This is a genomic window from Candidatus Nitrospira bockiana (assembly GCF_965152565.1).
On the sequence record NZ_OZ224215.1, the window covers coordinates 4,155,467 to 4,172,910 of the forward strand.

The 17,444-nt window shown below is 64.9% G+C and carries 20 protein-coding genes; 9 read left to right on the forward strand and 11 right to left on the reverse strand.

Annotated elements, in window-relative coordinates; all coding sequences use genetic code 11:
* Nucleotides 1-137: 137 nt before the first annotated feature.
* From ttcA to ACWHYV_RS20435, 5 genes are all read right to left on the reverse strand, one after another.
* Nucleotides 138-1,004, reverse strand: a complete 867-nt coding sequence (gene ttcA, locus ACWHYV_RS20415; RefSeq protein WP_447978331.1) for a tRNA 2-thiocytidine(32) synthetase TtcA — start codon at nt 1,002-1,004, stop codon at nt 138-140.
* A 469-nt stretch (nt 1,005-1,473) separates the two neighbouring features.
* Nucleotides 1,474-2,055 carry a hypothetical protein gene (locus ACWHYV_RS20420; RefSeq protein ID WP_447978332.1) on the reverse strand — a complete coding sequence of 194 codons (582 nt, stop codon included), beginning with the start codon at nt 2,053-2,055 and terminating at the stop codon, nt 1,474-1,476.
* A 77-nt stretch (nt 2,056-2,132) separates the two neighbouring features.
* The gene (locus ACWHYV_RS20425) at nt 2,133-2,477 is read right to left on the reverse strand and encodes a metal-sensitive transcriptional regulator (protein WP_447978333.1); all 345 of its coding nucleotides are present in this window, start codon (nt 2,475-2,477) and stop codon (nt 2,133-2,135) included.
* Nucleotides 2,478-2,610: 133 nt separating this feature from the next.
* Nucleotides 2,611-5,253 (reverse strand): heavy metal translocating P-type ATPase, encoded by a 2,643-nt coding sequence (locus ACWHYV_RS20430; RefSeq protein WP_447978334.1) that lies wholly within the window; start codon nt 5,251-5,253, stop codon nt 2,611-2,613.
* A gap of 247 nt (nt 5,254-5,500) precedes the next feature.
* Complete coding sequence (locus tag ACWHYV_RS20435) at nt 5,501-5,938, reverse strand: response regulator (protein WP_447978335.1); 438 nt, start codon at nt 5,936-5,938, stop codon at nt 5,501-5,503.
* 219 nt (nt 5,939-6,157) lie between these two features.
* On the opposite strand from ACWHYV_RS20435, the gene ACWHYV_RS20440 reads away from it, so the two are divergent.
* A complete protein-coding gene (locus ACWHYV_RS20440; protein ID WP_447978336.1) occupies nt 6,158-6,718 on the forward strand; it encodes a cold shock domain-containing protein in 561 nt (186 codons plus the stop codon).
* A 34-nt stretch (nt 6,719-6,752) separates the two neighbouring features.
* Here the strand turns inward: ACWHYV_RS20440 and ACWHYV_RS20445 are convergent, their stop codons facing one another.
* Nucleotides 6,753-7,229 carry a flagellar basal body-associated FliL family protein gene (locus ACWHYV_RS20445; protein ID WP_447978337.1) on the reverse strand — a complete coding sequence of 159 codons (477 nt, stop codon included), beginning with the start codon at nt 7,227-7,229 and terminating at the stop codon, nt 6,753-6,755.
* A gap of 288 nt (nt 7,230-7,517) precedes the next feature.
* Nucleotides 7,518-7,742, reverse strand: coding sequence for a hypothetical protein (locus ACWHYV_RS20450; protein ID WP_447978338.1), 225 nt, complete (start codon nt 7,740-7,742; stop codon nt 7,518-7,520).
* Between the two features lie 293 nt (nt 7,743-8,035).
* On the opposite strand from ACWHYV_RS20450, the gene ACWHYV_RS20455 reads away from it, so the two are divergent.
* From ACWHYV_RS20455 to ACWHYV_RS20485, 7 genes are all read left to right on the forward strand, one after another.
* Nucleotides 8,036-8,719, forward strand: coding sequence for a response regulator (locus tag ACWHYV_RS20455; protein ID WP_447978339.1), 684 nt, complete (start codon nt 8,036-8,038; stop codon nt 8,717-8,719).
* Nucleotides 8,716-10,152 carry a sensor histidine kinase gene (locus ACWHYV_RS20460; protein ID WP_447978340.1) on the forward strand — a complete coding sequence of 479 codons (1,437 nt, stop codon included), beginning with the start codon at nt 8,716-8,718 and terminating at the stop codon, nt 10,150-10,152. The genes ACWHYV_RS20455 and ACWHYV_RS20460 overlap by 4 nt, the downstream gene beginning before the upstream one ends.
* Nucleotides 10,153-10,721: 569 nt before the next feature.
* Entirely contained in the window at nt 10,722-11,579 is an 858-nt protein-coding gene (locus tag ACWHYV_RS20465; protein ID WP_447978341.1) for a substrate-binding domain-containing protein, read from the forward strand.
* 348 nt (nt 11,580-11,927) lie between these two features.
* Nucleotides 11,928-12,323, forward strand: a complete 396-nt coding sequence (locus tag ACWHYV_RS20470) for a hypothetical protein (RefSeq protein ID WP_447978342.1) — start codon at nt 11,928-11,930, stop codon at nt 12,321-12,323.
* Nucleotides 12,324-12,637: 314 nt separating this feature from the next.
* Nucleotides 12,638-12,880, forward strand: a complete 243-nt coding sequence (locus tag ACWHYV_RS20475; RefSeq protein WP_447978343.1) for a hypothetical protein — start codon at nt 12,638-12,640, stop codon at nt 12,878-12,880.
* Between the two features lie 40 nt (nt 12,881-12,920).
* Nucleotides 12,921-13,151: a YtxH domain-containing protein gene (locus tag ACWHYV_RS20480; RefSeq protein ID WP_447978344.1), complete on the forward strand. Its 231-nt coding sequence runs from the start codon at nt 12,921-12,923 to the stop codon at nt 13,149-13,151.
* Nucleotides 13,152-13,302: 151 nt separating this feature from the next.
* A complete protein-coding gene (locus ACWHYV_RS20485; protein ID WP_447978345.1) occupies nt 13,303-13,974 on the forward strand; it encodes a TetR/AcrR family transcriptional regulator in 672 nt (223 codons plus the stop codon).
* A gap of 107 nt (nt 13,975-14,081) precedes the next feature.
* On the opposite strand, the gene ACWHYV_RS20490 is transcribed toward ACWHYV_RS20485, so the two are convergent.
* The 3 genes from ACWHYV_RS20490 to ACWHYV_RS20500 all read right to left on the reverse strand — a co-directional run bounded on the left by ACWHYV_RS20490 (nt 14,082) and on the right by ACWHYV_RS20500 (nt 16,128).
* A complete protein-coding gene (locus ACWHYV_RS20490) occupies nt 14,082-14,462 on the reverse strand; it encodes a c-type cytochrome (RefSeq protein ID WP_447978346.1) in 381 nt (126 codons plus the stop codon).
* Between the two features lie 272 nt (nt 14,463-14,734).
* Entirely contained in the window at nt 14,735-15,352 is a 618-nt protein-coding gene (locus tag ACWHYV_RS20495; protein ID WP_447978347.1) for a hypothetical protein, read from the reverse strand.
* Between the two features lie 251 nt (nt 15,353-15,603).
* Nucleotides 15,604-16,128: a hypothetical protein gene (locus tag ACWHYV_RS20500; protein ID WP_447978348.1), complete on the reverse strand. Its 525-nt coding sequence runs from the start codon at nt 16,126-16,128 to the stop codon at nt 15,604-15,606.
* A gap of 258 nt (nt 16,129-16,386) precedes the next feature.
* Here ACWHYV_RS20500 and ACWHYV_RS20505 point away from each other — a divergent pair, with 258 nt between their 5' ends.
* Nucleotides 16,387-16,614: a hypothetical protein gene (locus ACWHYV_RS20505; RefSeq protein WP_447978349.1), complete on the forward strand. Its 228-nt coding sequence runs from the start codon at nt 16,387-16,389 to the stop codon at nt 16,612-16,614.
* 69 nt (nt 16,615-16,683) lie between these two features.
* On the opposite strand, the gene ACWHYV_RS20510 is transcribed toward ACWHYV_RS20505, so the two are convergent.
* On the reverse strand, nt 16,684-17,430 hold the full coding sequence (locus ACWHYV_RS20510) for a hypothetical protein (protein ID WP_447978350.1): 747 nt from the start codon (nt 17,428-17,430) through the stop codon (nt 16,684-16,686).
* Nucleotides 17,431-17,444: the final 14 nt, after the last annotated feature.

Here is a 17,444-nt window from a genome sequence, read left to right on the forward strand (position 1 = left end):
CGTGATGAGCCGACCCCGGTCTGCGGGGGTGGGAATGGGCTCCCCAGTATGTCGTACATTCTCCGTGTGGGGTATCAGATGATGTCCTACACGCTCGGGCGGCATCCAGAGGCGCGGCCGCCGATCGGCCAGCACCCTCAGCGTCGCGACCGGGCGGGGGTGACGAAGCCGGCTTCGGAAACCGAAGCCGGCTGATCAGGGAGGGCTTGAAAATCGAACAGCCGCCGGTCGAGCAGATGCGCCGGGAAGACGTTGGCGAGCGCCGCAAACATGGAATCGGTACATCCAGGATAGCGGGTTTCCCAGTCTCGAAGGAGCGCTTTCACTTCCTTACGCTTCAAATGCTCTTGCCCTCCACAGAGATCGCAGGGGATGAGTGGGAAGGCGCGCAGCTCGGCGTACCGTGCGAGGTCCGCTTCACGAACGTACGCGAGCGGCCGGATGACGATGTGGCGGCCGTCGTCCGAGCGCAACTTCGCCGGCATGGCCTTGAGCTTGCCACTGAAGAACAGGCTCAAGAACAGCGTCTCGAGGATGTCGTCGCGGTGGTGCCCCAAGGCGATCTTACTTGCGCCGAGCTCCGACGCCAGCCGATAGAGGATGCCTCGCCGAAGGCGCGAGCAGAGCGAGCACATGGTCTCGCCCTCGGGGACCGTCCGTTTGACGATCGAGTAGGTGTCCCGTTCCTCGATCCGGTAGCGGACGCCGAGGCGATCGAGATACTCGGGCAGCACATGGGCCGGGAAGCCGGGCTGCTTCTGGTCCAGGTTGACGGCGACCAGCTCGAAGCGAACCGGGGCGCGCTGTTGAAGGACGCGGAGGATGTCGAGGAGGCCGTAACTGTCTTTGCCCCCGGAGAGGCAGGCCATGACTGTATCCCCCTCCTCGATCATGCCGTAGTCTGCAATTGCCTGGCCGACGAGGCGACAGAGCCGCGTCGTGAGCTTCTCGAGCTCTTCGCCGGCTTTGCCTTGCCGGCCGTCGTGGTTGCGTGAGTGCTTCATGCCGCTCCTTGCGGCGCTATTGTAGTGCTCGGATGGTCAAAAAGGTAGCCGGCCCTCGAAAGCCCCCCGACCGGCGCTGCAGGGATGGCCACGGTGAGCGCGGTCGACCCGCGAGGGGTCCCGATCAGCGGCGCAGCCGCCGATGAACATCACGACCGTTGCCCGTGGAGCGGTGTCCCGACTTGGTCATACCGACCCCGCAGGGCGTGCCCCGTCAGGGGGCGAAGTACCAACCGAACGCGCGCCCGGTCAGGTCTCGTAATAGAGCACGACCGTCGTCTTCCCGCACTTGCTGCAGACGCCTTGCTTGGTCATCGGGATAGTCTGGCCCATCATCGCTCCTTTGATTGAGGTGAGAAGCGACCGATCATCCAACCGGAGTAGAAGATCAAGGCCCTATTCCCTGTTCGGCGCCAGGAGCAGGAGCGGAGCGGTCGAGCACGAGCGGCGGGTCCAGGCGCCCGTCCGATCAGTGATGGGAGAACGGCGAGACCCGCCGGGCCATCCTAAGAAGAGGGTTCGAGCGGGTCAAGCTTGGCGAGCCGGCCTCCCCGGAGACGATCGCGGCGGCGACCGCCATTCTTTCCAGACGCCGGGCCCACTCGTGGACACAGAGCAAGGCAGCCGCACACTGGACGAAGAAAAACACTTGGACGAGCTGCTGCACGTCCCAGCAGGAACGCCTGGTTTCAAACGTCTCGGCGGTGAGCCACGGGAAGGTGCAGAGCTGAAAGGCGAGGTACGGCACCAACGGCCACGTCAAGCACACGAACCACAGCAGGAGATCATCGGCATACGGTGAGAGGCGAAGCATCACGCCGCCGAAGCGACGCTCACGCAGCAGCCGGGTCACGCTGAAGCCGAGGACGGCGCCGATCGTGGCGCCGGACCCGAGCGTCAGTGCAAGCACGGGCCAGGAAAGACGCGGTCGGCCGGGGAGATCGATCAGGAGGCTGACGAGCTGCACGACGGCCAGCAGACAGAGGACCCGACGGAGCAGGCGGACGAACGACTGGATCGAGACTTCATGGGTCTGCACCTCGGCCGCCATCGACCGCACCCCCTCCACGGATCTCCACCCCGCTCGAGAAGTGTAGCCGATCCTCCCCGTTTGCGCCGAGCCTCCCGTTACCGTGAATGCTTGTAAATCAGCTCCATGAGCTCGTCGTACATGGCTTCGGCCTCCTCCCGGGAGCCCTTGCCGAGCGCCTCAGCCGCACAGTGCTTCAGGTGGTTCCGCATCAGCGCCCGTCCGACCGCACGCAGGGCTTCCTGGACCGAGGAGATCTGCACCATGATGTCCGGGCAGTAACGGTCTTCCTCGACCATCTTCTGAAGCCCGCGGATCTGCCCTTCGATCCGCCGGAGCCGATTCAAATTCGAGGCCTTGATCTCGGGGTCGACCGCAATCGCTTTTCGACCTTCCTTCACATCGCAGCCGCACGCACCGACCTCCTGATGCTCGTGAGTCATCCGGATCTCCTTGATCACGAACGTTGCTGTACGAGGCGACCTTCGCACCCGGCCCCATCTTCGGAACCCGGCCGAGCACGTGGCCGCCGAGAAAGGGCCGCGACACGCTTGGCCCTTCTGCCGCGGACGCCGCTCACAGCGCCAGCCTCCGCAATCGCAGGGCGTTTCCAATGACGGACACCGAGCTGAAGGTCATCGCGGCGCTGGCGATCATCGGGCTCAGGAGAAGACCGACAACAGGGTACAGGAGTCCCGCGGCGACCGGCACCCCGATCGTATTGTAGGCGAAGGCGAAGAAGAGGTTCTGCTTAATGTTGCGTATGGTGGCCCGACTCAAGCGCCGCGCCCGCACGATTCCGCGCAGGTCTCCCTTGATCAGCGTCACTCCCGCGCTTTCCATCGCGATATCGGTCCCGGTGCCCATGGCGATCCCCACGTCGGCTTGAGCCAGCGCCGGCGCATCGTTGATGCCGTCCCCCGCCATCGCGACGAGACGGCCCTCGGCCTGCAGTCGCTTCACGATCGACGCCTTGTGCTCAGGCAACAGGTCGGCGTGCACCTCGTCGATCCCCGCCTGACGCGCCACCGCCTCGGCCGTCGCCCGGCTGTCGCCCGTCAGCATGACGATGCGGATCCCATCCGCATGGAGTTGCCCGATCGCCTCCGGCGTCGCGCGTTTCACCGGGTCCGCGACGCCGAGGAGGCCGGCCAAGCGCCGGTCCACCGCCACCCCGATCACCGTCTGCGCGTCACCACGCAGCCGCTCGGTCTCTTCCAAGACCGGCGTGACGTCGACGCCCGACGCCTCGAGGAACGCCAGGCTTCCGACCGCGACGACCTGCCCATCGACCTCGGCTTCGATGCCCTTACCGGTCGCTGAACGGAAATGCCGAGGCGTGGAGAGCGCCATGCCCGCTGCACCCTTGACGACGGCGGCCGCCAGCGGGTGTTCGCTCGCCTGCTCGGCGCTGGCAGCCAGACGGAGCAGCGTCGAGCGATCATAGCCCGCAAGAGCCCGGACGGTCACGAGCGCGGGCTTCCCTTCGGTCAACGTGCCGGTCTTATCGATGACCAGCGTATCGACCTTCCCCAACACCTCGAGCGCTTCAGCGTCGCGGACCAGGATTCCCGCCGAGGCGCCCCGCCCGGTCCCGACCATGACGGACATCGGGGTCGCGAGCCCCAAGGCGCAGGGGCAGGCGATGATGAGCACCGCGATCGCGTTCAAGAAGGCGTAGGCGAGCCGGGGCTCCGGCCCCCAGAGCGCCCACGCGACGAAGGCGAGGGCGGCGACGAGGATCACCGCAGGCACGAAATAGGCGGCCGTCGCATCGGCCAGGCGTTGGATGGGCGCCCGCGTCCGTTGCGCCTCGCCGACCATCCGGACGATCTGAGCCAAGAGCGTCTCGCTGCCGACGCGCTCCGCTCGCAGCACGAAACTCCCGGTTCCGTTCACCGTTCCGCCCGCAACCCGATCGCCGGCCCGCTTCTCGACCGGCATCGGTTCCCCCGTAATCATCGATTCATCGACGCGGCTGTTCCCCTCCTCGATCACGCCGTCGACCGGGATCTTCTCGCCCGGCCGGACCCGAAGACGGTCGCCGGGGCGCACGTGCGCGATCGGCACGTCGAGCTCCGTGCCGTCGTCCTCCACACGGCGTGCGCGGTTCGGCGCAAGCCCGAGCAAGGCCCTGATGGCGCTCCCGGTCTTGCTCCGCGCGCGCAGCTCCAGGACTTGCCCGAGGAGCACCAGCGTGACGATCACCGCGGCGGGTTCGAAGTACAGCGCGATCTCGCCCGCCGCGGTCTGAAACGACGCCGGGAAGATGTGGGGGACCAGCGTCGCCAGGACGCTGTGCAGGTAGGCCGCCCCTGTTCCCAGCCCGATGAGCGTGAACATGTTGAGATGGCGGTTGACGACCGATGCCCAGGCCCGCTGGAAGAGCGGCCAGCCGGCCCACAGGACCACCGGTGTCGCCAACACGAGCTGGAGCCAGGCCAACATCCGGCCAGACAAGAGCTGTTGGAGCGGCCGGCCCGGCCACATGTCCGAGACCATCACGGCCAGAATCGGCACCGTGAGGCCGAGCGCCACCCAGAACCGGCGCGTCATCTCCGTCAGCTCGGGAGCGGCTTCTTCAACCGTGACCGTACGCGGCTCCAGCGCCATTCCGCAGATGGGACAGGAGCCGGGCTCCGATTGGACGATCTCGGGATGCATCGGACACGTGTACTCCACGCGAATGGCGGGCGCTTGGGTCACCGGCTCGAGCGCCATCCCGCACTTCGGACACGCCCCCGGCCCTTGTTGGCGGACCTCCGGATCCATCGGGCACGTGTGCTCGCGCGTGTCGGCCGGCCGCCCTCCCGCGGCGGCGTGCGCGCGTGAGTCCCCGTCCCGATGCGCCGCTGCCTCGGTCTTGCCGAGATAGCGGGCCGGGTCGCTCTTGAACCGCTGGACGCACCCCTCGCTGCAGAACGCGTAACGCCGACCCCCATGCTCGACATGGCCCGCGGCTTCGTGGGGCGCCACCTCCATGCCGCACACGGGATCACGATCACGTTCCACGACTGGGGCTGCCGCGGCGCCGGCATAACGCTCCGGCTCCCGGCCAAATCGCTGGTGACAGACAGGACTGCAAAAGTAGTAAGTCTGCCCTCGATGCTCATGGGCCCCGGCCGCATGTTCGGGGTCGACGGTCATCCCGCAGACTGGATCGATGTGATGGAGAGCTGCATCGGACACTCCAAGGACGGGACCCGTTGGCGTTCTCATGGCGTACACACCTCCGCAACGATCTAATCCTGAATACCTCTACCCCCTATACGGTGGACAGTATAATACCCCTCCAGGGTATGTCAAGTGGGGAAAGCCGGCTCGGCTCATGGTTGTCGAAGCATCACACCCTTACATGAGTCGAGCTAAGGCGATGGCCACGAGGAAGAGACTCCCGGCGGCTCAGCCGCCGGGTGCCGGCAGTTCACCAGAAGCGAGGCGCGGGAATCGGTCCGAGCGTGCGTCGTCAGATCGCGCACGCGGGGCGGAGCAGATGCAGGCGGCGTTGAACGACGGCTTGCTTGAGCAACGCGACGATGAAATTCGAATCAAGGGGTTTGTTCAGAAAGGCGTACGCGCCGGCGGCGATCGCCTCGGGACGGAGGTTCTCATCTGCGTGCCCGGTGATCATCAACACCGGCGTCTCCGGTTGGATGGCGTTGACCTTCCGGAGCAGCGTCACTCCGTTCATCCGCGGCATGCAGAGGTCGCAGATGACCGCGTCGTACTCGTTCGAATAGACGCAGCTCAACGCCTGCTCGGGCGTGTCGGCCGTGTCGATCTTCGATTCGGGCAAGCGGTGCTGAATCGAGTACGGCAGGGCGCCGAGCAGGACCTCGTCATCATCGATGATCAAGATACGAGCGGGCGAATTCCACAGCGCTGTGGTCTGTGATCGTGTCATAGATCCCTCCCGAAAAAGTGAGGTCAGTAAAGCACGTGGGGCAGGATGGAGGTATCAGCCGACGGCTCGCAAGTCCCGGTTGAACGCCCTACGCAGTTCCGGCCCGGGCACGGTCGACGGTGGGCGCCAAGTCGGGGGCGTGCCGGCATGGGAATGGCCGACAGGATGATGGTCGCCCGCCGCCGGGCATGATCCAATGGTGAGAGTCAAGGAGGCCGCATGGATCTTCAAATCGAGACCCGCAACACCGACTTGAGCCCCGCGTGGCGAGAGGAGATCGAGTCGCGGGTCGAGGATCTTCGCGCCGGGCGCGACGATCTCACCCACGTCCGCGTCACGCTCAAGAAGAATCGCCACAAGACGACCGAGGAGGATGCCGAGGTTCTGATCGTCGCGCAGATCCCCGGACGCACGCTCACGGCTCGGAAGACCGAGAATACGTTCGAGGAAGCGCTTCGCGTGACGTTCGAGACGCTCCGGCTCGAGCTCGAGAAGCACCGGGACAAGATCGGCTCCCATGAAGTCCGGCTCCCCCCGATTCCGGCACGAGGCGTGATCGCGCGCGTCTTTCGCGACGAAGGGTATGGATTCATCCTGAAGGAGGACGGCGAGGAAGTGTACTTCCACCGCAACGCGGTCCACGACATGGAGTTCGATGCCCTGGAAGAAGGCACGGAAGTGACGTTCAACGTGGAATTGGGGTTGAAAGGCCCGCAGGCGACGACGGTCAACCCGCCGCCACCGCCGATGATCGAGCGGTACGAGCACAAGGCCAGCTGAGGGCGTACGCCGCCGAGCAGGCCGAGCCGGCGCCTCAACTGTGAATCAGGAATTCCAGGAAATAGGCGGTGCGGATGGGGGCATCGGGAACGACCAGGGTCAGGTCCCGTGCGATCTCCTCGCGAAGCTGGAACTTCCCTTCCGGCGTGCGAAGGCGTTCACGATCGTAGCTCGACACGGTCACCATCAATCTGTCCCGTACGGACGGCAGGCGCCTTCGTACCGCGGCGGTCGCCCGCGGGTCTCCCACCTCCAGGCCGACCTTGAGGCGGAGGTAGCGCCCATCGGTCAGGCTGATCACGAACGGCTCGAGGACGATGATCTGAGCGGGTGCCTGGCCTGCCGCGGCGCCGTCAGTCCGCACCGCGGCGGTGATCGCGCTCAAGAGCTGGCTCTCCGAGTGGATCGTGAGCGGGGCGGTCATGGCGAGCGCCGCCACCAAGCCGGCGACGGCCGCGAGCGCGGCCAGGCTCCAGCACACCGCTCTCCTTGAACGCGAGGTGATCGTCACGGCGTGCGGTTCTCCTCATCCAACAGCCGCCCCCGGGGCGGCCGCACGCGGCTCCGATTCTGCAAAACGAGGACCACGCCGGTCGAGCGCGCTCACGCTCGTTGATGCCCGATAGCGAATATTCGCAGGGCCTGCCGCCCGCAACTCAAACGCCTCCCCGGCTGAACCGACAATAATTGCCAGCGGCGGACGGGAACGCTCCCTCCCGGGCAGGTCGCTCAAGTTCTCCTCGGCACGGCCGATAGGCTCTGCCCCCGCCCCGGCTCTTGCCGGCGGAGCTCCAATGACTCATCCCACTTCGCGAACGATTCGCCGCAACGCCTCCATCGTCGCCTCAGCCTCCCACTTCGGATCGCCGACCAACATGCGATAGACGATCCAGGCCAGACCGCCGAGCGCCGAGGCACAGAGGACATCGTTCGGATCCCCGTCGCCCAGGGTCAGCCTCGCCTCGATCGACCGCAACGCGCCGTCCTCGATCCTCCAGCCGCCGGTTCCGGCGACCGCCGGCACGCCGTTGGGTCGGTCGGATCCCCCCGGTCGCGTCCGTCGGATGCCTCGCCGTCCCCGCCGGCCGGCATCCCGGCTTCCGGGGTGACCTGGACCATGCCTCGCCGAGGACTGCCGCCTGCCGCTCCGCATAGCGCCGGGATGGTATGCCCGCCTCATGAAGCTCTCGTGAAGCCATCGTGAAAATTCGGTGGAGCCCTCTTCCTCGTCAAAACCCTTTCATGCTAGGGTCAGCGCAGCGGGGCCGTCCGGGCCCGTGGACAGGCGAGGCGCCGTGTCGGCCTTCGGAGGGAGTCATGCGTCTTCTCGTCGTGGAAGATGACCTGAGCGTCGCACATTTTCTCGAGAAGGGGTTGCGGGAGGAGCGCTATGCGGTCGACGTCGTGACGGACGGAGAGACGGCGCTCCATCTGGCGGAGGATACGCCGTACGACCTGATCATCCTCGATCGCATGCTGCCGAAGCGCGACGGCTTGTCGATGTGCCGGGCGCTGCGGAGCACCGGCCGAGCGACACCCATCCTCCTGCTCACCGTGTGCGACTCGACGGAGGACAAGGTGTTGGGGCTCGATTCCGGCGCCGACGATTACCTGACCAAGCCCTTCGCCTTTTCGGAGCTGCTTGCGCGGGTCCGGGCCCTGCTCCGACGCGGCCATGTGCAGCCGCCCGGTCGGCTCAAGCTGGGGGATCTCGAGCTGGACCCGGCCGCCCATCGGGTCTGGCGGGGGCAGACCGAGATTTTCTTGACGAGCAAAGAATACGCCCTGTTGGAGTATCTCCTGCGGAATGCCGAGCGGGTGCTCACCCGCACCGCCATCATCGAACACGTCTGGGACTTACGTTTCGACTGTATGACGAACATCGTCGACGTCCACATCCGCGCGCTGCGCGCAAAGATCGACCGCCCCTTTTCGGAGTCGCTGATCAAGACGGTTCGCGGGGTGGGGTACGTCCTGCAGCCGCCCAAAGACTCGCCATGACCTCCTTCCGCGGCCGCATCCGGCACTTGACGCTGGCGCTGATCGTGCTGCTGCTGGTTGCGTTCGACCTCACCGTCTACTGGGGCTTCCAAGGGGTCCTGAATCAATACGTCGATTCACGGCTGACCGCCATGGCGGAGAGCTGGGCGGACATCGCGGCGCGCAATCTCGCGATGCTGCTCGAGGCGTCCCAGAAGGGGCAGGAGGCGGCGGTGCCGACCGCGGTGCAGAACGAAGGGGAGCAGATCGAATTGCGCGAAGCGGCCCTCTCGATCCAGCTCTTGTCGCTGGACGGGAGCGTGCTGTGGAAAGGGGCCGCGGCCGTCACGGATCCGCCTCGCGACTCGGCGTTCCTCGAAAGCATCCGGCGAGGCGATCGGGTGATCGAGACGGTCAGCGATCCGGCCGGCGATTCCATTCGCCGCATCTGGGTCCCGATCCGAAAAGGCCATGAGGTGCGCTACCTCCTGCAAGTCGAAACGCCCATGCGGCTCATGGAAAAGGCCTTGAATTGGCTCGCGGCGATCCTGACCGCCGCCTCCGCGCTCGTGTTCCTGGTCGCCTGGTTCGGGAGCAACTGGCTGGCTCGCCAAGCCCTGATCCCCGTCGAGGCGCTGAGCGCAACCGCGCAGCGAATCTCCGAGCCATCGTCCCTCGGGACGCGCCTGGTTCTCGACGCCCCGTACACCGAATTTCGGCGGCTGGCCCAGGCCTTCAACACCATGATGGACCGGATCCAACGGGTCGTCGAAAGTCAACGACGCTTCATCGCGGACGCGGCGCACGAGATTCAGACTCCGCTGACCTCGCTCAAGGGCAACCTCGAAGTCTCGCTGCGCCAGCATCGGGAAGCCGCCGACTATCGGGAGGCGTTGATCAGCAACCTGGGCGCCGTCGATCGCCTCATCAACCTCAGCCGGTCGCTCTTGACGCTCGCGCGGTTGGTCGAGCCGGAGTCGCCGGCCTCGTACACCACCCTCTCGCTCGAGCCGATCCTCAAGGACCTCGTGGAAGAGCTCACGGTGCTGGCGCAGGACAAGGGCGTCGAGTTGAAGCTGATGAGCTTCTCGGCCCCGCTCGTCCGCGGGAGTCAAGAGCAGCTCGAACGGGTGTTCCTCAACCTGCTCGACAATGCCTTTCGCCACACGGACAGCGGCGGGACCATCGAGGTCCGGCTGGATCGCGACCATGGCGACGCCGTCATCGCCGTCGTCGATACCGGGGTCGGCATCCCGGCCGAGCACCTCCCGTATCTCTTCGAACGCTTCTACCGTGTCGATCGAGCGCGCTCCGAGGACTCCGGGGGCGTCGGCCTGGGCCTGGCCATCGTGAAAGAGATCATCGTCGCCCATCAGGGCTCGATCAGTGTGTCGAGCGAACTCGGCAAAGGCACGACCGTGACGATTCGCCTCCCCTCCGGCGACTGTCGCTGATCCCGGACGTCGCGCGCGACCGTGCAAGTTTTCATCGAACCTTCATCGATTCTTCATGTATCGGTGCTACCGTCTCACACGGGAGGCCGCGAACGATCGCACCTCCTAACTGGATGGTAGTGAGCGCCGGGTGGGAGTCGGCGGACGCCGGCTCCCACCTTGCTCCCTCTCAAGGGTTCTCTCTTCACTTCTTCAAGTCCCTACAGCCACCGTCTGATCTTGCTGCTGATCATGTTGCCGCCGGGACCGGTGATACCCGCCTCCTTCACCGTGGAACGATGCATCCTCCTCGGTGCCGACCCGCCTCAACAGTCGTGACCGTCCTCGAAAGCAGTCGTTCTCCGATAATCCCCTGACCGGGCCTCGGGTAGCTTGGGGAAGGCGCGGATGCATAGGCGATCGCCCCGGACTCACGAGGCCCCATAGACGATCGAGGCACTGTGAGGCGGCGGAGCGATGTTGAGAAGGGGAAGGGGAAGGCCGAAGCCAACCTGATGACCCAGCATCTGCATCTGTCGATGCAGGAGTGTGACGCTTCGAAGAACAACCGAGGAGCGCGCATAGCAGATATGGACACCCTCTTGTCGACGCCCAGTGAGAACCCCGAGAGGGCTCGGCCGCGCCAAGTGGCTCCGTTCCTACCGGCGATCCTCGGAGGGTTGCTCCTCGTCCTGTTGAGCAGCGCGCCGGCCGCCTGGGCAGGCGGGCATCTCCTCATCGTCGGTCACGGGCCGGAGCAGCGGATGATGCAGGATCTCGCCCTGGCGTTCGAGAAGAGCCACCCCGGCTCCGTCGTCGAGGTTCAGTGGGAACGCACGTTCAAGACGGCCGAGCTGGTCGCGAACGGCGAAGCGGATCTGGGCGTCGCGGGCGACGAGGCGCAGGGGCTCCGCGCGACGCCCGTTGCCTGGGACGGGCTCGCCGTGATCGTCAACTTCGCCAATCCCATCCAGTCGTTCACGATGGATCAGCTCAAGGGGATCTTCAGCGGCGCGATACAGTCCTGGGCGGAATTGGGCGGCGCAGAGGTCAAGATCGAGGTCATCCACCGGCCTCATGATCGGAATCTGCGAAGCGGATTGGAAAAGGTCTTGGGCGTTCCCAACACCTCTCGGACAGCGAGGACGATTCGTTCGGATCAAAAGGTCCTGAGCGCGGTCGGCGGGGAGCTGGCCGCGATCAGTTACCTGTCCTGGGGCCCGGCGACGGAAGCGCTCCAGTTCGGCGTCCCCGTCCGCATCGCTCTCATCGAGAGCATCGAGCCGGCCGAGCCCACGGTCAAATCCGGGCAGTATCGACTGAGACGCCCGGTTCTCTTGCTGCATCGGCCGGACGCGCATGCCGTGCGAGAGCAATTCCTTGCGTTCGTCCGTTCGCCGGCGGGGCAGAAGATCGTCGACGAGAGCTACGTCCCCTACAGCGAATAAGAGGCTGCTGCCCCTCGCGCCGAGCCCTGCCTCACACAACGACGTCGCCAATTCTTCGCAATCGTCCATGGCCGGTCTCGCCCGCTGATCCGGGGGACGTCGCGCCAACGGACCAGGCCCACGCCTCGATCCTCCGCCTTCCCTCGCGCTCCTACCCCACCTGCGCCCTTTCACAGTGAAGACGCGGCCGCACGCTCAGAGGACCGAGAATCGCTTGACACCTCCGACCGAATAGCCTATTATTGACCATACAGTCAGTTATGGTTTTATGGTCTGTTAAGAATATTAGGTCATGTTTGCACGAGACGGTCATGTTATGGCGTGTCGGCTCTGGACGGAGGAGACGTCATGAGAGCATCGCGTGCCACGACACACTCGCCTTCCCGGGTGTCTTCGATTGTCTCGCCCAAGGCAGCAGAACGGCCGGGGGGCGTGTCCGGCGCCTCCGTCCGATACACGACCGCGGAAGGGCAGGGCTATGTCGGTAAGGCGCGGCGCCACACTGCCGCGACGCTCTTCATCGAAACACCGGACCTCATCCCACCGGGGACGAGCATCGCGGTGGTGTTGATCCTCGAAGGTGAGCCCAAGAGCGAGCGCCAAGGCCGGGTGGCGTGGGTCTGCCCGCATCCCGATGAGTTCGGTTTTCAGCCGGGGATCGGGATCAACCTGACGGCGCAAGAGGCCGACCGGTCCCCGGCGGACCTCGCAAGCCTGGCGAATGAGGCGACGGAGCCTTCGTGAGCAGGGACCGCGGAGGAGGGAGGGACTATGCACTGCCGACGCTGCAACGGTCAGATGGTGCGGGAACGACTGCTCGATTTCAATGACGACAGCGGCAACCTGTACTGTGACGCCTGGCGTTGCCTGAACTGCGGCTCAATCGTGGATCTCCTCATTCTCCAGCACCGCCTGGAACAGCCGAGCGCGCCGTACCGGGGGAAAGCCAGGCGGAGAATGGGGAGGGCGGCACCCCCGGCGCGTGACGCGGGTGCCTCGAAACGAACCCGCGCGTCGAAGGCGGTGAGCTCACCTGCCATGAGAGGAGGTGCACAACCATGACCGGGAAGATGCAGCCGGTTGAAAGCCGACGCGGGAAGGTCGGGACCGTGTGGAAGGCGTTACAAGGGCTGGCGTGCCCGCGGTGCGGATGGCGCCGCTATTCTCTGGTCTTCCGCGCGACCGCCAAGGGTGGAGTCGGCCAGCTCGCCGCTCGGTGCAGTCACTGTCAGGCCCTTCGAGCGCTCGAGCCGACCGAGATCGAACGAGATCTCCAACTCATGGCTTCGGGCCGATGGTGACGACGAGAATCGGCAGCTCACTCAATCAAGGAGGTGGATCATGGCTGGATTGGAGAGGATGGGAATTGGTGTCGTGGCGTTCATGTCCGGCGCGGTGATCGGCGCCGGCCTCGGCCTCCTGTTTGCGCCTCAGCCCGGCGTACGCACGCGCCGGCGGCTCCGCGACGCGGCCGAGGATCTGAGTCGACAAGCCTCGACCTTGGCGACCGACGTGAAACAGATGGTCGATGACACGATCGACTCGGGGAAACGCGTGGTGGGCCTCGGATAGACCGGCCTGATGGCGCCGCCATCGGCATGGCGGCGCCTCTCCACGGCAACGGGTTCACCCATTTCTTTTCTGATCTTTTCCGAGCATGCTTGCGTCCGGGTCGATTGCTCCCCCGCCGCGATCTTGCTATTCTCATCACCCCGAGAGGAACATGGGCAAAACGACGGCCAGATCCGCGCGCGTGAGCCGCAAGGACATCGAGATCCCCGCGGCCGCTCCCGGGACCTCCCGCGTCGAGCGCAAGAAATCACGGACCCGGCGCCTTCTGCTGGACATGGCGCTGGCGCTCTTCTACGAAAAGGGAATCTACTGGACCAAGATCGAAGATATCACCGAACGCGCGGACATCGGCAAGGGCACGTTTTATCAATACTTCGAAACCAAAGAAGCCCTCCTGCACGCCCTTCTCAAGGAAGGCCTCGATAAACTCCTCGCTCAGACCAAGGAAGGCTTACGCGGCCTTCCTCCCTCGTCCCCGGACATCATTCGAAGGGTCATTACGGCGAGACTAGACTTTTTCCTGGCCCACCCTGAATTTCTCCTGCTGTTCCACCAAGTCCGAGGGCTGCTCCAGCTCGCGACGGAGTCGGCCAAGGATCTGCGCCAGGTCTACATCGAGCATCTCGACCAGCTGGCCGATCTCCTTCGCTCCGTCACCGGAAAGCGCCTTTCTCCACGGGAGCTCGCCACGGCGATCGTCGCGTTCACGTCGGGCATGCTCACCTATCATCTGTTGTTCGACAAGCCCGAGGACTTCGCTCGCCGTCGTGCAGATATCCAAGCCAGGCTCGAACGGAGCATTTCCGCTCTGGTCGCCCCCTGATCGGCTCGCTCCCGCATGTTGAAGACACGAGCGGCGATTGGCTGCGTCGCCTCGGCATGGCCACCGTCAGCGGCGGCCGATGAGGACGAGAGAGCGAGAGAAGATCGTTAGGAGATGGGTTTGAACGGGGCCATGTGGCGGAGGTAGCTGAGCACGTCGCGCATGTCCTGCTCGGTCAGCACGTCCCGGAATCCGTGCATCGGAGTGAACATCACGCCATGGGCGATGATCACCATCAATTCCCAGTCGCTCTTGACCCGGGAGCTGAGGGACTGGAGGTCGGCCGGGCGGATTTTCAGATACTGCGCCTCGGGCCCGGCTCCGTCGAGCTTGGCCCCATGACACCGGAGGCACAGCTCCTCATAAATCGCCTGGCCGTGTTTCGGGTTGCCCAACGAGCTCTGCGCAGCCACGTAGGAAGCGGCGCCGATCGAGGCCAGCACAGCCACGATCGCCAGGAAGGATATCATCGTGCGTCGGCTCTGCATCCGGCGGTATCCGGAACAAGTCGCGTGCCCAGCGACCAAATCTTCCGCCGGGACCCTGACCTGGCGGAGCTGGCCGAGTCATCCTCGGCGTGCTGCTGATCGCTCAGCAGGTCAGCTCCGCTTGCCTGAGCGCAGTGTGCCATGGACCACGGCTCGCGCCTATCGGAAAGGGAGGTGATCTACTGTGGGAGAGTTTCTGATGGCGCTCGAGGCAGCCCGTCAAACATCCGCTCCGTTCATCAGAGATCAGCCATGGTGGCCCCGCGGCACGATCAGTCGTGCTCTCCAGGGGCACGTCCCGCTCGGGGCTCGGACTTCTTCGAGCTTTCCGGCGACGCCTCCCGTTGAAGCGCCGTGTTCGTCGACCGCTCCACGGTCAGCCCCTCCAAAATCTTGAGCCGCTCCTTGAGCGTCATCAATTCGGTTTTATACCCCTCGCGGACGAGTCCCCCCATCAGTTGAACCTGCTTCTCGAGAGAGGCCGAAAGGCCGCCCAAGCTTTCCACCACCTTCGTGACCGACTGCATGGTTTGTTCGAAGCGTTGATGGTCCTTCACCAATTGCTCCCGGGTCTTCGTTTCCAGTTCGACGGCCTCGACGACCGCTTTGAGCTCCCGGTCCAGCGTTTCATAGGAGCGACGGATGCTCTCCGCCTGGCTATAGACCACGGTCCGCAGCGAATCGGAGACTTTCAGGACCTCTTCCTGACGCTTCTCCTGCGCGCGGAGATCCTTCTTCAATTCGCGCACCTCGTTGGCAAGGGATGAGACCGTGGTGCCGAGAACATCCAGCTTCCGATTGGCCGCTTGCTCGGCCTCATTCGTCGTGGCACATCCGATGAGACCGACGAAACTCAACGCCGCCGCGAGTGCCCCCGCATGTAACCGCATAACTCCTCCTCTCTAGGGCCGACAAAAGGTCCGCCATTCTACTCGGCCACGAGCAGCCTGACAGTCGGTGGGGAACCTACGCGCTTTGGGGTGGTCCTGAACCGATCGAGAAGGCGGTGGGAGACCTGTCCCGACCATGGTCGACGTGAACCAGTCGCGCACTCGGGATTCTCGTCCCGGTGGGACGGCGAGAGAGTGGTCGGCTGGTCGCGAAGGCGTTCGCCCGAGGCATCACGGGCCGGGGGCGCCGCTCAAGCCGTTCCGGCTGTAGCCGGGTAGGTCAAAACCCCGGGACGATACCAGGGGGAGAGATCGAGGCGAATGACCGCCCGGCTGGACGGATCGTCGATCAGGTGAAGCTGCAAATCTTCCGGCGTGAGCCGGCCGCCTGGACTCCCCTCGACGCCCATGTCCCCGAAGAAGGTCTGCCTGAGGGACTCGCCATCGACCTGTTGCAGCTCGTACTTGTCGTGCACGGTCGAGGCCTCGGGCCTCGTATTGTAGAGGTCGCAATAACGTTTGAGCGTGTCGGCCAACAGCACGAAGTGGATCGGGGCGAGTTGGTAGACGTCGCCTTTGACCTCGTGCGCGAGCTTGAGCTGCTCCAGCGTATGAAGAGCGGTCAGCGCGTCCAGGAAGCTCGAGGCGCGCGGCAGCAGTTCTTGGTATGCCCGGCGATCCTCCTTGTATTCACGCAGGTCTTCCACCATCCACTCCAGCGCTTCCTGCATGATGTCCTGGAAGACTTCATCCGGGGTGTGCAAATACCGCAACATGGCCCTCCACCGGCAACGTCGAGCGGTTGGAGCGTGCCGTCAATCTACTGCATCGTGAGACTGGAGGAGGTCAGCCGAGGGGAACCCGGGCTGTCAGACGATGGTCGCTCCCTCTCGCTCCTCCACGCGCGACGGTCGTCTCGCCGGCTCGCACCGTTTTCAGCGCTGCGGAGATCGACCATGGGTTCGACGGCCGACACGCAGGGCGGCCGACCACGGCCTAAGATTCAGGGAAGACGATGACGATGGAGGTGGAGCATGAGGTTGATCACGACCCTCTGGAGCTTGGTCCTGTCCTTGGTGCCGGCGGCGGCGTGGGCGGAGGAGGTCCATGCGTACTCCCGGGGGAATGCCTTTGTGTATTTCACGATGATCGCGTTCATCTTGATCTACGGGATTCACGATGCCTTTCGCAATCGGATGCTGACGTCCGTGAGTGCGGTCGTGATCCTGGTGACGCTGTACCTGCTCTTGCCGGCGAGTTGAGGCATGTCGAGATGGAAGAGGGGATGACGACGCCCGTCCCGGCGCACGCGCCTCGATCGGCCGGTTGGGTTAAGGCAGTTTCGCGATCGCCGCGCGCAGGTCGCCCAACGTCTGATAGCGCTCGGTCTCCGCCGTGGCATAGCCGCCGCCTTGATCGGTCCGTGTCCCGAGCAGGTAGATCTTCCATCCCGTGAGCGGCAGGCGGTCGTCGAAACGCGGAGGCTCCGGATCGCGATGCCAGATGCCGGCAAAAGCCAGCTTCTCGGACTTCTTCTTCTCTCCGGAAAAGGAAAAGACGAACTCGAAGCCAACCTTGTCCGGGGCCAACGGTGTCGCCTCGCCGGTCACGCGCCAAGGCGGCGAGAAATACCCCTTCGCGCCCGTCGTTCCGATCCTGATCGGCTCCTTCTTTTCCGTGATCGCGATCGTTTTTCGACCTTTCACCGACGACGGTCCCTGAGGGTAGGCCCGCGCCAGGATGTGCTCCACGAGCTGCACCTGCAGACCGGCCGTATCCAGCAGCTCCAGCTCTTTCCCGCTCGGCACATCGTCGCCGGTCACTGCCACCGCTTTCCCGCCGACGAGCAAGAGCGTCACCCCTTTCACCGTCTCCTGCTGCTTCACCTCGCGCCGGACCCACACGTCGCCGCCTTGCCCGACTTCCATCGTGAGCAGGGACGTCCCGTCAAACCCGCCCGGACGCAGCTTGATTCGATTCCCCTGCAGCCATTCCTCCTGGCCGCCCGGCGCAGTCCCCGCCAGCCCCAGGAGGACGACAAGCGTGAGAGCGGCTGCGCGGCTCCGTGTGGCCATCATTGATTCCTTCGGCG